Here is a 13,397-nt window from a genome sequence, read left to right as displayed (position 1 = left end):
TATATTCACCGGGCTAAAGCCCGGTGCTTCTACCTACTTGCCACGTTGGTGCAGGCTAGTGGCTTGACCACGTCTTGTCGGCTGAGTTGCAGACCTTTTCAAGTGGGCATTCCACGCATTTCGGTTTGCGGGCGATGCAGACCTGGCGGCCGTGATGGATGATTTCGTGCGAGTAGGCAATCCAGTGGTCCTTGGGAATAATCTTCATTAAATCCTGCTCGACTTGTTTGGGCTCGGTGGCCTGTGTCAGGTGCAGGCGGCGCGAGATGCGCAGGACGTGCGTGTCCACTACAACGCCCTCGGCGAGGCCATAGGCGACCCCTAAAACAACATTGGCTGTCTTGCGGGCGGCTCCGGGAACGGTGGTCAGCTCGGCGAGAGTGCACGGGACCTTGCCCTTGAATTCTTCGGTGATCTTTTTCGCTGCTCCAAGGATGGATTTCGCCTTATTGCGATAAAAGCCTGTCGAGCGAATGAGCTCTTCGATGGCCGGGAGCGAGGCCTCCGACATGGCTTTCGGTGTGGGGAACTGGCGGAAAAGTTCGGGCGTGACGATGTTGACGCGGACATCGGTGCATTGCGCGGAAAGGATGGTCGCGACGAGCAATTCCCAGGCGTTGCGGTGGTGCAGGGCGCACTCGGCATTGGGGTAGGTAGCAGCGAGAATCTTCAGGATTTCCGCGACGCGGGCAGGATCGAGGTCGCGCTTCGGGTCGAAATGTTCTTTGGCTTCCGTAGGGGATTTCGCAAGAGATTTGCCCGCAGACTTGGCGAGAGCTGCGTTCATATTGGATTGTTTTGCAGGCTTAAGAGGCGCGGCTTTCTTAACGGGCATAGGGATGTTTTACAGGAAAGCGATGGATCTCGTTAAGGCCAGCCAAAATAAAGTAGTAGACGAAAACTTATTCCTGGGTGTTGCCCATCCTGACTAGCCGGATGGCGTCTTCGGGGCAGGCCTACGACGCAGAGATTGCAGGCGTGGCAGGCTTCCGGCTTCACGGTGAATGCCTGCCATTTGCCAACCAGCTTGTGTGCTTTGCGAGGCGGCACGGGCAGCATGGCAGAGGTCGAGCGCGGTGATTCGCTGCATGGCAAAGACATCGAAAGGGCACACCGCAACGCAGTCCTGTTTGCCGTCGCACCGGTGCGATCGATGATAGGCAGAGCGGCGCCAGCCCCTGGGCTCGCATTGGCTCGGGAGTCGGGGCATAGAGATTAGATGCGGGGCAGGTATACTCAACCTGAATGACCGAAAAAATCCTGGCCGTTCTCGCCTCTTTTATCATCGCCACCATTTCCAGTTCAGGATATGTGGGAATCGCGCTTTTGATGGCGATCGAATCGACGTGCATTCCACTGCCGTCGGAGATCATCATGCCGTTTTCCGGCTACCTGGTGCATACGGGCCAATTGAAGCTGATCTGGGTAGCGACGGCGGGCGCTCTTGGCTGCAATCTCGGATCGCTGCTGGCTTACTGGATTGGCGCGCTGGGTGGACGGCCGTTTATTGAGAAATATGGCCGCTTTGTGCTGCTGAACCATCATGACCTTGATCGCGCAGAGCACTTTTTCAATCGCTACGGCGGGATTACGGTTTTCGTAGGTCGGCTGCTGCCGGTGGTTCGCACCTTTATTGCCTTGCCTGCAGGCATTGCAAAAATGCCGCAGCTACGCTTCCACCTTTATACGTTTGTAGGATCCTGGCCGTGGTGCTATGCACTGGCGTATGTGGGGATGAAGCTGGGGCAGGCATGGGAGACGGATCCACGCTTTAAAGCTGCATTTCATCGCTTCCATCTGGCGGTAGAAATTGTGCTTGTGATTGGAGTGGTGTGGTTTGTATGGACCCACTGGAAGAACCGCGTGCGGCCTGAGGAAGTGTAGAACAAACAGATCGAACTACTGCACGCTCTCACCATTCGCACCATGGAAATTACCATTTGAGATGTGGAATTTGCCAAAGCATGCCTTGGGAGCAGAGACTACATAGTTTGAACAGCCAACCATCTTTATTTGAAAGAAGGACGACGTAAGGAATGTCTACGCCTCAAGACGGCGGCCAGAAGGCTGCTGCAGATTCAAAGGTCCAGCCGGCGACGGGAAGGCTGGGAGTGATGACGGTAGGAATGGGGTCGGTGGCCACGACTCTGATCGCCGGAGTTGAAGCGGTTCGCAAGGGACTGGCAAAGCCGATTGGGTCGCTGACGCAGATGGGGACGATTCGATTGGGCAAGCGCACGGATGGGCGCAGCCCGCTGATTAAAGACTTCGCTCCTCTCGCAGATTTGAACGATGTGGTCTTCACCGGGTGGGATATTTTCCCGGAAGACATGTATGAGGCTGCAGAGCACGCGGCAGTTCTTGATCGCGACCACCTGAAGACGATGAAGCCTTTTCTTGAGAGCATCAAGCCGCTGCCTGCGGTCTTTGATCAGCACTATGTGAAGCGGCTGAATGGCACGCACGTGAAGCAGGGCAAGAGCAAGTGCGACCTGGCGCAGCAAATTCGTTCGGATATTCAGGCATTCAAGGCGCAGGTAGATCGCGTAGTGGTGATCTGGTGCGGGTCGACGGAAATCTTTCTTGAGCCTTCGGTTGTGCACCAGACGATTGAGGCATTCGAAAAAGGGTTAGTCGACGACGATCCAAATATTGCGCCTTCGCAGATTTATGCCTATGCCGCGTTGAAGGAAGGTGTTCCGTTCGCAAACGGCGCGCCGAATCTTACGGTCGATCTGCCTTGCATGCAGCAGCTTTCCAAGTTGACGGGCGCGCCGATCTGCGGCAAGGACTTCAAAACCGGACAGACCTTCATGAAGACGGTGTTGGCCCCGGCCTTCAAGACGCGCATGCTTGGGGTCGCAGGCTGGTACTCAACAAACATTCTCGGCAACCGCGACGGCGAGGTGCTGGACGATCCGGAGTCGTTCAAGACGAAGGAAGAATCGAAGCTGGGCGTGCTGGATTTCATTTTGCAGCCGGAGCTTTATCCTGATCTCTATAAGGACATTTATCACAAGGTCCGGATTAACTATTACCCGCCACGTGGTGATAATAAAGAGGGTTGGGATAACATTGATATCTTTGGATGGCTTGGCTATCCGATGCAGATCAAGGTCGATTTCCTTTGTCGTGATTCGATACTGGCGGCACCGCTTGCTCTCGATCTCGTGTTGTTCCTCGATCTGGCGCAGCGTACTCCGGAATTGAAGCATCGCGGGATTCAGGAATGGCTAAGCTTCTACTTCAAGTCACCGATGACGGCGGAAGGACTGTATCCGGAGCATGATTTGTTTATTCAATCGATGAAGCTGAAGAATACGTTGCGGCACATTATGGGTGAGGATTTGATCACGCATCTTGGGCTGGAGTATTACGACTAGGAATTTCTAAACAGGAAATATTGCGGCGTACCTTTTAGGGTGCGCCGCTTTTTGCTTTCGGAATCGAGACGGGCAGCGATATTCTGAGATATAGGAGGACTGAATGGCGACTTCAACACATGTGCCAATTGAGGTATATCTGCGGTCTTCCTACGAGCCGGATGCGGAGTATGTGGACGGCGAGATCGAGGAGCGTCCGGTGGGCGAACGGGACCATGCAGCTTGGCGGGCAGCGATAGTTGTCTGGTTTTTTCAGCATAGCCGGGAATGGAATATAACCGTTCTTCCAGAGTTGCGAGTTCAAGCTGCAGCATCTCGCTTTCGCGTTCCTGACGTGGCTGTTCTCGATTCTTCTGCTCCGGTTGAGCAGATCACTACTCATGCTCCCCTTGCCGTGTTTGAGGTGCTGTCGCCTGAGGATACGGTCAAGCGGTTGAAGCACAAGCTCGAAGACTATGCGGCTATGGGCATTCCGCAGATCTGGGTGATTGATCCCGAGGATGGCAGCTTCTCCCGCTATGAAAACAAGCAGTTAGTGACCCGCGATCGCTTTGACGAGGCTGGGCGCGGGATTTCGTTTGAAGTCGGCGAGATCGGGAAGCTGCTTCGCAGATAAATGGTCTCAATCGTCGAGCACACTCACATTGATGCTCCGGTTGAACGCTGTTTCTATTTATCACTCAATATCGATCTTCATCAGGACAGTACTGCGCAGACCCGAGAGCGCGCAATTGATGGTATAACCTCAGGGGTTATCGGACTGGGTGAGTGCGTTACGTGGAGCGGCAGGCATTTCGGCATTATGTTGCGGCACACAAGCGAAATAACTGCTTATGCGGCTCCCACATTCTTTGAGGATGCGATGGTGTCCGGCGTCTTTCGCAGCTTTCGGCATCGGCATTTTTTCAGGCCGGAAGGCAACTGCACAGTGATGAAAGACAATCTGGAATTTGCCGCGCCTGTTCCGGTGCTGGGGAAAATTGCTGAAGCTCTCGTGCTGAAGGAATATCTTCGCTGTTTTCTGCGTGAGCGGAATGCCTTCATCAAGCAGGTAGCCGAGTCGGAGGAATGGCGGAAATATCTGCCGGTTTGATCTTGCACCAATTTCGGCACTGCTTTTCCTCACCTCATTTGATCCTTGCGCTTTTGCTTCGCCTGAACTGGAGCTCGCTGCGGAACTAAAATAGCCATATCCCATGGCTGAATTTACCCATCTGCACCTGCATACCGATTACTCGCTGCTCGACGGGGCGTGCGACGTGGACAAGCTGGTCAACCGCGTGGCCGATATTGGCCAAAGCGCGGTTGCCATTACTGATCACGGCAATATTTATGGGGCGGTGCATTTTTTCGACGCGGCGAAGAAACGTGGCATCAAGCCAATTCTGGGCTGTGAGCTTTATATCTGCAAAAAGGATGATCATCGCGCTGATCCGCAGGGCGATGACTACAACCACCTGCTGGTGCTGGCGGAGAGCGAAGAAGGCTACCGCAACCTGGTGCGGATTACGTCGGAGTCTTCGCTGCATGGTTTTTATCGCAAGCCTCGCATCAGCAAGAAATATCTGGCGGAACACTCGGAGGGATTAGTTGGGTTTTCCGGTTGCCTGGCGGGTGAGCTTTGCGAAAACCTGATGGCAGGGAAGTACGAGGCGGCGCGTTCGACGGCGGCTCAGTATCAGGATATTTTCGGCAAAGGAAATTTCTTCCTCGAGATTCAGGACCAAGGGCTGGAACTTGAGAAGAAGATTCATGCGGACCTGTTCCGATTGGAAAAGGAACTGGACATTCCGCTGGTGGCGACCAATGACAGCCACTATCTCTGCGAAGACGATTCGCATGCGCATGAAGTGCTGCTCTGTGTGCAGACGGCCTCGTCGATTCACGATCCGAAGCGGTTCAAGTTCGATTCCGATCAGTTTTATGTGAAGACGGCTGCGGAGATGGAGAAGCTGTTCTCGCATGCTCCGCAAGTGGTGAACCGCACGATGCAGTTTGCCGAGCGCTGCAACATGAAGCTGAGCAAGGTAGACAATCCGTTTCCGGAGTTTGCGGTTCCTGCGGGACATACGATCGACAGCTATTTTGAGCAGGTCTGCCGTGAGGGATTTCGAAAGCGACTGGATACTTCCATTCGTCACCTGCAGGATCGCGGGCTGCTGCGGCAGCCGATCGTGGATTACGAGGCACGGCTGGAGCGGGAGCTTTCGATCATCAAGCAGATGAAGTTTCCCGGCTACTTCCTGATCGTGTGGGACTTTATTCGCTATGCGCGGGAGCAAAATATTCCGGTGGGACCGGGGCGTGGGTCGGCGGCAGGATCCCTGGTGAGCTACGTGATGGGGATCACGGATATCGATCCGCTGCAGAATGCACTGCTGTTTGAACGCTTTCTGAATCCTGAGCGCATCTCGATGCCGGATATCGATATCGATTTCGATATGAACCGGCGCGGCGAGGTGATTGATTACGTCACGCGAAAGTACGGGCGCGAGCAGGTGGCGCAGATCATCACGTTCAACACGATGGCGGCGAAGGCGGCGATCAAGGACGTAGGCCGCGCTCTCGATATGCCATACGGCGACGTGGACCGCATTGCCAAGCTGGTGCCGACGACGATTGGCGTGACGATTGAGCAGGCTCTAAAGGATTCGCCGCCGCTGCAGGAGGCTTACGACACAAATACCCAGGTGCGCGAGCTGATTGACACGGCGAAGAAGCTTGAGGGGCTGGTGCGCGGCGCTGGTGTGCATGCGGCCGGCGTAGTGATCGCGCCGCGTCCGCTGACGGATCTGGTTCCGGTGGTGCGCAGCAAGAACGATGAAATTGTGACCGCTTATGACATGAAGGCGGTCGAAAAAATGGGTCTGCTCAAGATGGACTTCCTTGGGCTGACCACACTGACGGTCATCGATGATTGTCTGAAGCTCATAAAGCGCAATCGCGATGAAGTGGTTGATATGGCGACGATTCCGCTGGATGACCAGTTGACGTATGAGCAGGTCTTCCATCGGGCGCTGACTTCCGGTGTGTTTCAGTTCGAATCGGGAGGCATGCGCGATGTGCTGCGACGGTATAAGCCGACGTCGGTGGAAGACCTGACGGCTTTGAATGCGCTGTATCGTCCGGGGCCGATCCAGGGCGGCATGATTGACGACTTCATCGAGCGCAAGTGGGGCCGCAGAAAAGTGGAATACGATCTTCCGCCGATGGAGACGATTCTCAAGGAGACGCTGGGCGTCATCGTCTACCAGGAACAGGTAATGCAGATTGCTAACGCGGTCGCGGGCTACTCGCTGGGCGAAGCCGACCTGCTGCGGCGCGCGATGGGCAAGAAAAATCTTGAGGAGATGACGAAGCAGCGTGAGCGATTTGTTACTGGCGCTGCTGCGAATAAGTTTCCGAAAGATACGGTGGCCAAGGTCTTCGACCTGATGGAGCAGTTTGCCGGATATGGCTTTAACAAGTCGCACTCGGCGGCGTATGCGCTGCTCGCGTATCACACGGCCTATCTGAAGACGCATTTTCCGGTGGAGTTTATGGCAGCGCTGCTGACCTCGGAAATTTCAAAGCCGGAGAACGTTGTCAAGTACATCAAGGAATGCCGCGAGATGGAGATTCGAGTGGAGCCGCCGGATGTGCTCTTCAGCGATGCGGATTTTACGCCGCACGGCAAGGCGATTCGCTTTGGATTGACGGCGATTAAGAACGTTGGGCGCAATGCGATTGATTCCATCCTGGCTGCGCGCAATGAACTGGCGGAGCAGAAGAAGACATTCGCTTCGTTCTGGGAGTTCTGCGAGAAGGTCGATCTGCGGTTGATGAACAAACGCGTGATCGAATCTCTGATCAAGGCCGGAGCGCTGGATTCGTTCGGGCGCCGGTCAGCGTTGGCTGCTTCCGTGGACAAAGCTATGGAGCGTGCGCAGAAGACACAGCGCGATCTTGAGTCGGGGCAGCATGGACTTTTCGGAATTTTCGACGATCATCCGGCAACGGTTGCGAAGGCTGATGATCTGCCGAATATTCCTGATTGGGATGAACACCAGCGGTTGCAGTTTGAGAAGGAAGTGCTTGGGTTTTTTGTCTCGGGGCATCCGCTGGACAAGTATGCGGAGAAGCTGCGGAATCTGCCGGGCGTGATCGACACGGCGACGGCGATGGAAACCAAGCCATCTCCGAGTCCGGTGCGGCGTGGGCAGGCTCCGGAGCCGGATACAGCGATTGCGGGTGTGATTGTCGGCTTGAAGGTGGCGAGGTCGAAGCGCTCTGGCGAGCTGTATGCGCAGGCGGCGCTCGAAGATGCTTCGGGGAAGATCGACCTAATCTGTTTCCCAAAAGACTATGAGCGGCTGAAAGAGACGCTGAAGATCGAGGTTCCGGTGATTGTGCGCGGACAGTTGCGCGCTGAAGAAGATGCCGCGCCGAAGCTTGCGGTGATGTCGATCCAGGCGCTGGAAGATGTGAAGGTGCGGCTACCGCAGAATATTCGTATCCGTGTGCCGTTGGAGCGGGCGAGCGAAGCGACATTAACGCAACTGCGGCAAATGATTGCTGCGTCTCCGGGGCCGGGGAAACTGATGTTGAATCTCGAACAGAAGGGCGAGTTCTGCGTGATGCTGGAGCCTATGGGCGTGACGGTTGGCGCTGACCGCGGGTTTGTAGATCGCGCGGAAGAGTTGCTGGGCCGAGGCATGGTGCAGACGCTGGATTGATCGCCCACCCTCAATGGGCCAGATGCACTATCACGGCTTCGGCAACTGCCTGCGGAGCTTCGCGATGAACGAAATGTCCTGCTCCGTCGATGACGATACGCCGATATCCGCCGGTGAAATATTTTTCCTGGCCTTCAGATTCTTTTGGGCTATCGCAGAAGTCTGAGCCACCTTGAATCATTAAGGTGGGAACGGATATTTTCTCTATTTCGCTCAATCTGCGTCGTAAAGGTTCAAAGGATGGATCTCGCGGCTCCTGTGGCAGCCAGCGCAGCCTGTATCCATTGAGCGTGGTTGCGATCCAGTCTAGATGGATGAAATTCTCTGTTGTCGTTAGAAATTCTTCTTCGGTGTACCAACCCGGCGGGCTCCATGTTTCCCACTGGATGCGCGCGAATCCGACGGGATCCTTGCCTACGGCTTCCACGCCGCCGTCGATACATTGAAACCACTGGTACCAGAAGCGCATGGATTGGGGAAACTCCGGGACTTTAAAAAACCCGCGCGGCTGATAGGCAAGCGCGAGGGCTGTGATTGCTGTTATCCGCTCGGGGAAGAGAGCAGCCGTGATGTAGGCGGCGCGTGCTCCCCAATCGTGACCCACAACGGCGAAGTGCTTCCACTTCAAAGCGTCGGCCAGATCGATGGCATCCTGCGCGAGCGCTTCGCCGCCTGCGTAGCGCGGTATGCTTTCGGAGAGAAACCGGGTAGGAAGAGAACCGCGTAAACAGGGCGCGACAGTTTTGAATCCGGCGGCCTGGAGAAGCGCGGCGACTGGAGCCCATCCGCGGGCAGTATCCGGCCAGCCATGAAGCAACAGAACAGGGAAGCCGTCTTGAGGGCCACCCTCGTCATAGCAAATTTCAAGGGACCGAGTTTGGATTGAGGGCATGCAGATTCTCTCCTCATGCTTGAGAAGCAGGATAGTGACAGCATGTTTGTCTAGTTGCAGATGAATCCATACAATCAAACAGTAAGACTTGCAGCGTCTATGACTGAGCAGGCAGGCAATTTAGAGCAGGTGCAGGCGGTGGCTGAGGCCACGCCTGCGGCGTGGGTGAAAACGGAGCTGGCACGGCATTCGCAGCGACCGTATCCGATGGACTTTATCGAAAGTATATTCACCGACTTCAGCGAGATTCACGGCGACCGCGCCTTCGGCGACGATGCGGCGATGGCGTGCGGCATGGCACGATTTCATGGCGAAGAGGTCATGGTCATCGGCAACCTGAAGGGTCGCACGGTGAAGGAGCGTATCGAACGGAAGTTCGGCTCACCCGATCCCGAGGGCTATCGCAAGGCGCTGCGAGCGATGAAGATTGCGGAGAAGTTCGGGCGTCCAGTCTTCACATTCATCGACCTTGCGGGCGCAAATCCCGGCATTGGCGCGGAAGAGCGCGGCCAGGCGGAGGCGATTGCACGGAACCTGATCGAGATGTCACGGCTGCGCGTTCCGCTGATTGCGACGATCACGGGCGAAGGCGGTTCGGGCGGCGCGCTGGCGCTGGCGGTTGCCGATCGGGTGCTGATTCTGGAAAATGCCATCTATTCGGTGATCTCGCCGGAGGGCTGCGCTTCGATCATGTGGCGCGACGCGAGCAAGCGGGCACAGGCGGCTGAGGCGCTGAAGGTTACGGCGCAGGATGTAAAATCGCTCGGCTGCGTGGATGATATTGTGCCGGAACCGGTGGGCGGCGCACAGGCGAATCCCGAAGAGGCTGCACAACTTATCGACGAAAAGCTAAGGTGGCACTTTAACGAAATAAAGGCGCTGCCACTCGAAGAAATGCTGCAGCGGCGCTATGAGAAATTCCGCAATATCGCGCAATTTTATACGACATAATGATTGTTCTCAGTGAGTCATACGCGGGGAGATTTTTCATGGTGAGCCTATGAAGTCTCCGGGACGCCTGCGCTCCTTTAGCTGGTTTGCTCTTGCCGCCATCTATTTTGCTTTTGCGCAGCAGATATCTCTGCGCGCGGCGAATGGATTGAGTTCTGCCGACTGGCTTCTTCCGGTCAGCAGTCTCATGCTGCTGTTTCTGTTGCTGGTTGGTTATGCGGCGATGGGTTATGCAGGGCAGTCGCAGCGAGAACCGCTGAAGGCGATGGGTCTGATCCGCCGTGAGGGCTGGAAGCGCGAAGCCGTATTAGGCATAGCCTTGGGCTGGAGCGGAGTGGTCGCCTGTGCGTTGCCCATGGCGCTCTTCGGCGGACTGATTGTCAGTTTCTGGACGAATGGGCACCAGTTTTTTCTGCTGTTTGTAAACATTCTGACCCTGGCACTGGCGGCGCTGACGGAAGAAGTTGCATTCCGAGGATATCCTTTCCAGCGGCTGATCGATGCGATGGGCCCAACATTGGCCACGCTGGTAATGTCGCTGCTTTTCGCTTCCATGCATGTGCTCAATCCGAACGCTACGGCGGCGAGTACGCTGGTGACCGTATTTGCCGGCTGGCTGCTCTCGATTGCTTATCTGAGAACGCGGGCACTGTGGCTCTCGTGGGGCTTCCATTTTGGCTGGAATGCCAGCATGGGACTGATTTTCGGGTTGCCGGTCAGCGGACTGACGATCTTCAATCCGGTGGTAACGTCGAGGGCACGGGGTCCGATCTGGTTTACGGGGGGCAGTTATGGGCCGGAAGGCAGCGCCATTGCTGTGATTGTGCTACCGGTGCTGATGGTTATTTTGATCAAGGTCACGCGGGATTATGCGTATAAATATGCCCAGCCGGTGATTGTGCCGGGCGGCATTCCGGTGGATGTGGACGCGATGGCGCGGCGACAGCACGAGGCGGCTATGGGGCCTGCGGCTGCGGTCACTCCGTCAGAGCCGAAGTTGGTGCAGATACTGCCGGTGCAGGGGTTGTTCAACGGCGCGACTGGCGCTGTTGCCGAGCGGCAGGAAGACAGGGAGACGGCCGGCGACCAGCTCCCCGAATAAATATCCCGCACATTTCTTTTTCCCACTTCAAAACAATTCATGCACGGCTGGCCTTATGGCTCTTGCAAACTGCATTGAATCGGACCATGCTTATGGTCATAACGATTTGAGGGCCTCATGATGCAGGGGTTCGCAACACAAGGCGCGAGACGCCACAGCCCGTTGCGAGTTGCGGTAGCTGCGGCAGCTCTGATGTTTTTCCCTACGATGACTGCTATGTCTCAGGTGTTCACAGTCGGCCCTGAGCAAATCGGAGGGCACTATCTCGAGTTCCATCCGACTCATGTCGATCTTCCTTCAGAGCCACTGACTCCGCGTGGACGCCAGGAATTAATTCGATTCCTGACAGCGGAACATGGCTTTGCCATGCGTCCGTTGCCGCTGGCGAGCAAGGGTGTGACGCTGCACGCAAACGGCGATATGCAGCCGACAGGTTCTGATTACATCAATGAATTGAACGAACATGGCACTTCAGCAAAGCCGGGGGACCGCTGCATCATTACGGACGTGAGCATCAAGGAAAACAAGATTGTTTTCCTGTTGAACGGCGGCCCGGATCATAAGCACAAATGGATGCGGCATATCTCGCTGGGGACCGACCCAAACTACACGACGCCGATTGCGCAGGATAGTGGGCAGGAACCGGTGGGTTCACGCATCACGCTGGTTTTTGCGCATGACGTGCCGGATGTTTCCGGCCAGCAGGTAGAGGCGTTGCTGGCGCCGGTGCTGGGATTCGGCGTGAAATCTCCTACTGTGGCGTATACCGATACGTTGCCGCCAATGCTGAAGCAGGCCATTCTCGATCATCATGTGCTGGTGGGAATGAGCACAGAGATGGTGATCCATGCGATGGGAACACCGCAGCAGAAGGTTCGCGAGCAGGAAGGGCAGATGCCGTTTGAGGAATGGATCTACGGCGAAGCTCCGAAGCCGGTCGAATTTGTGCGCATCAACGGTAACCGCGTGATCCGCGTAGAGACTGCTGAGGTGGGTAAGCCTCCGGTAATTCGCGCAGACAATGAAATGGGCAACTACTGGAATACGGTGGCCGATCCGAATGTTCACATCGTGAAGCTGGGCGATGAAGATCCTGCGGAAGCGGCCAAGCAAACGGCTCCGCAGGCTCCGCCTTCGTTACGGAAGCCCGGGGAAACGCTGCCGACGGATGACCAGAAAGACCGTCCTACGATGCAGCCGGTGCAGTTCCCGACAGGCATGGGGAAGGATTCCGATCAGCAGAAGCCAGCGCCTCCGATGCCGACTACAACTACAACTACAACTACAACTACATCGTCTCCGTCTCCACAGGGGACGAGTGGATCGGCTCCCCAGCAATATGTGGCGAGCGGTTCTACGCCGCACTCCTAGATCGCCGATTACGTTGACATGATTCGCTCCCACCCTTTCGCAGAGAACGCGAAAGGATGGGGGACGCGCCCCGCAACTACTCCCTACCTTCAGCGGCGCGATCTCGACGTCCGATACAATATTCTGAAAACATGCTTGATTATGAAATTACTGCGTCGCAGCTGGCCGCGATCATCGCGGGGCCGGAGCGGGAGCGTACTGTGTTGCTGGATGTTCGAGAGCCGGGGGAATTTGCGATTGCCCGCATTGAAGGCAGTACGCTGATGCCCATGGGCGATGTGCCCAGCCGCGCCAACCACGAACTGGACCCGGATGCGCATATCGTGACCATCTGCCATCATGGCGTGCGATCCATGAACGTGGCCGTCTGGCTGCGGAACCAGGGATTTGAACAGGCGCAATCCCTCCGTGGCGGCATTGATGCGTGGGCTGCATCGGTCGATCCCAGTGTGGCCCGGTACTGACACAACTTCGATTCCAAAGCGAGACAGATGACAAAAAGACGCAAGCTGCTGCACTGGATACCAGCGCTGATCGGTATCGCCGTGATAATGATCGAGTCGACGGGGACGATGTCAGCGTCGAATACGAGCCGCTGGCTGCTGCCGATCTGGACAAAACTCTTTGGCCCCGTGACCCCGGAGCACTGGGCGGTAATTCACCACTGGATTCGCAAGATCGGGCATTTTGTGGGCTACGGGCTGGTAAGCCTGGGTTTCTTCGAGGGCTGGCGTGCGACCCTTGCCGAGAAAGCAGGAAGCGCCCAAAAGCATTTTGCCATGGCGGCTTCACTGGCACTGCTGTGCACGCTGGTGCTGGCTTCCTGGGATGAGTGGCATCAGTCGCTGCTGCCGGGGCGCACGAGCAAAGTTTCCGATGTCGGCATCGATTTCGCAGGTGCGCTGGTGGCGCATCTATTGCTCTTGGCCGTGTTGACGGTTGTGTGGAGGACGCGTTCGCGGCGAGCGGTCCATTCGTAGAGA

At 56.2% G+C, this 13,397-nt stretch carries 12 protein-coding genes; 10 read left to right on the top strand and 2 right to left on the bottom strand.

What is annotated here, in order from left to right; genetic code table 11:
- Positions 1 to 55 precede the first annotated feature (55 nt).
- Entirely contained in the window at positions 56 to 835 is a 780-nt protein-coding gene (nth, locus tag GSQ86_RS04540; RefSeq protein WP_254062148.1) for an endonuclease III, read from the bottom strand.
- A gap of 410 nt (positions 836 to 1,245) precedes the next feature.
- Here nth and GSQ86_RS04530 point away from each other — a divergent pair, with 410 nt between their 5' ends.
- The 5 genes from GSQ86_RS04530 (at position 1,246) to dnaE (ending at position 8,098) form a co-directional block, all read left to right on the top strand.
- Complete coding sequence (locus GSQ86_RS04530; protein ID WP_158748765.1) at positions 1,246 to 1,884, top strand: DedA family protein; 639 nt, start codon at positions 1,246 to 1,248, stop codon at positions 1,882 to 1,884.
- 152 nt (positions 1,885 to 2,036) lie between these two features.
- Positions 2,037 to 3,383 (top strand): inositol-3-phosphate synthase, encoded by a 1,347-nt coding sequence (locus tag GSQ86_RS04525; protein WP_158748764.1) that lies wholly within the window; start codon positions 2,037 to 2,039, stop codon positions 3,381 to 3,383.
- A 103-nt stretch (positions 3,384 to 3,486) separates the two neighbouring features.
- Positions 3,487 to 3,999, top strand: coding sequence for a Uma2 family endonuclease (locus GSQ86_RS04520; RefSeq protein ID WP_158748763.1), 513 nt, complete (start codon positions 3,487 to 3,489; stop codon positions 3,997 to 3,999).
- Positions 4,000 to 4,476 carry an SRPBCC family protein gene (locus GSQ86_RS04515; RefSeq protein WP_158748762.1) on the top strand — a complete coding sequence of 159 codons (477 nt, stop codon included), beginning with the start codon at positions 4,000 to 4,002 and terminating at the stop codon, positions 4,474 to 4,476.
- Between the two features lie 103 nt (positions 4,477 to 4,579).
- Complete coding sequence (gene dnaE, locus GSQ86_RS04510; RefSeq protein ID WP_158748761.1) at positions 4,580 to 8,098, top strand: DNA polymerase III subunit alpha; 3,519 nt, start codon at positions 4,580 to 4,582, stop codon at positions 8,096 to 8,098.
- Between the two features lie 10 nt (positions 8,099 to 8,108).
- On the opposite strand, the gene GSQ86_RS04505 is transcribed toward dnaE, so the two are convergent.
- On the bottom strand, positions 8,109 to 8,990 hold the full coding sequence (locus GSQ86_RS04505; protein ID WP_158748760.1) for an alpha/beta fold hydrolase: 882 nt from the start codon (positions 8,988 to 8,990) through the stop codon (positions 8,109 to 8,111).
- A 99-nt stretch (positions 8,991 to 9,089) separates the two neighbouring features.
- Between GSQ86_RS04505 and GSQ86_RS04500 the strand changes: the two genes are divergently transcribed.
- The 5 genes from GSQ86_RS04500 to GSQ86_RS04480 all read left to right on the top strand — a co-directional run bounded on the left by GSQ86_RS04500 (position 9,090) and on the right by GSQ86_RS04480 (position 13,394).
- The gene (locus tag GSQ86_RS04500) at positions 9,090 to 9,941 is read left to right on the top strand and encodes an acetyl-CoA carboxylase carboxyltransferase subunit alpha (protein ID WP_254062147.1); all 852 of its coding nucleotides are present in this window, start codon (positions 9,090 to 9,092) and stop codon (positions 9,939 to 9,941) included.
- A 49-nt stretch (positions 9,942 to 9,990) separates the two neighbouring features.
- A complete protein-coding gene (locus GSQ86_RS04495; protein ID WP_158748759.1) occupies positions 9,991 to 11,043 on the top strand; it encodes a CPBP family intramembrane glutamic endopeptidase in 1,053 nt (350 codons plus the stop codon).
- A gap of 117 nt (positions 11,044 to 11,160) precedes the next feature.
- On the top strand, positions 11,161 to 12,414 hold the full coding sequence (locus GSQ86_RS04490) for a hypothetical protein (RefSeq protein ID WP_158748758.1): 1,254 nt from the start codon (positions 11,161 to 11,163) through the stop codon (positions 12,412 to 12,414).
- 131 nt (positions 12,415 to 12,545) lie between these two features.
- The gene (locus tag GSQ86_RS04485; RefSeq protein WP_158748757.1) at positions 12,546 to 12,878 is read left to right on the top strand and encodes a rhodanese-like domain-containing protein; all 333 of its coding nucleotides are present in this window, start codon (positions 12,546 to 12,548) and stop codon (positions 12,876 to 12,878) included.
- Positions 12,879 to 12,905: 27 nt separating this feature from the next.
- A complete protein-coding gene (locus GSQ86_RS04480; RefSeq protein ID WP_158748756.1) occupies positions 12,906 to 13,394 on the top strand; it encodes a VanZ family protein in 489 nt (162 codons plus the stop codon).
- Positions 13,395 to 13,397: the final 3 nt, after the last annotated feature.

This window comes from Acidobacterium sp. S8 (genome assembly GCF_009765985.1).
GTDB lineage: Bacteria > Acidobacteriota > Terriglobia > Terriglobales > Acidobacteriaceae > Alloacidobacterium.
This window is presented reverse-complemented; position numbering and strand designations above follow the sequence as displayed.

Excerpts from the sequence above, each read along its gene's own strand:
- nth (WP_254062148.1), bottom strand. The coding sequence starts at position 835 with ATGCCCGTTAAGAAAGCCGCGCCTCTTAAGCCTGCAAAACAATCCAAT.
- GSQ86_RS04530 (WP_158748765.1), top strand. The coding sequence starts at position 1,246 with ATGACCGAAAAAATCCTGGCCGTTCTCGCCTCTTTTATCATCGCCACC.
- GSQ86_RS04525 (WP_158748764.1), top strand. The coding sequence starts at position 2,037 with ATGTCTACGCCTCAAGACGGCGGCCAGAAGGCTGCTGCAGATTCAAAG.
- GSQ86_RS04520 (WP_158748763.1), top strand. The coding sequence starts at position 3,487 with ATGGCGACTTCAACACATGTGCCAATTGAGGTATATCTGCGGTCTTCC.
- GSQ86_RS04515 (WP_158748762.1), top strand. The coding sequence starts at position 4,000 with ATGGTCTCAATCGTCGAGCACACTCACATTGATGCTCCGGTTGAACGC.
- dnaE (WP_158748761.1), top strand. The coding sequence starts at position 4,580 with ATGGCTGAATTTACCCATCTGCACCTGCATACCGATTACTCGCTGCTC.
- GSQ86_RS04505 (WP_158748760.1), bottom strand. The coding sequence starts at position 8,990 with ATGCCCTCAATCCAAACTCGGTCCCTTGAAATTTGCTATGACGAGGGT.
- GSQ86_RS04500 (WP_254062147.1), top strand. The coding sequence starts at position 9,090 with ATGACTGAGCAGGCAGGCAATTTAGAGCAGGTGCAGGCGGTGGCTGAG.
- GSQ86_RS04495 (WP_158748759.1), top strand. The coding sequence starts at position 9,991 with ATGAAGTCTCCGGGACGCCTGCGCTCCTTTAGCTGGTTTGCTCTTGCC.
- GSQ86_RS04490 (WP_158748758.1), top strand. The coding sequence starts at position 11,161 with ATGATGCAGGGGTTCGCAACACAAGGCGCGAGACGCCACAGCCCGTTG.
- GSQ86_RS04485 (WP_158748757.1), top strand. The coding sequence starts at position 12,546 with ATGCTTGATTATGAAATTACTGCGTCGCAGCTGGCCGCGATCATCGCG.
- GSQ86_RS04480 (WP_158748756.1), top strand. The coding sequence starts at position 12,906 with ATGACAAAAAGACGCAAGCTGCTGCACTGGATACCAGCGCTGATCGGT.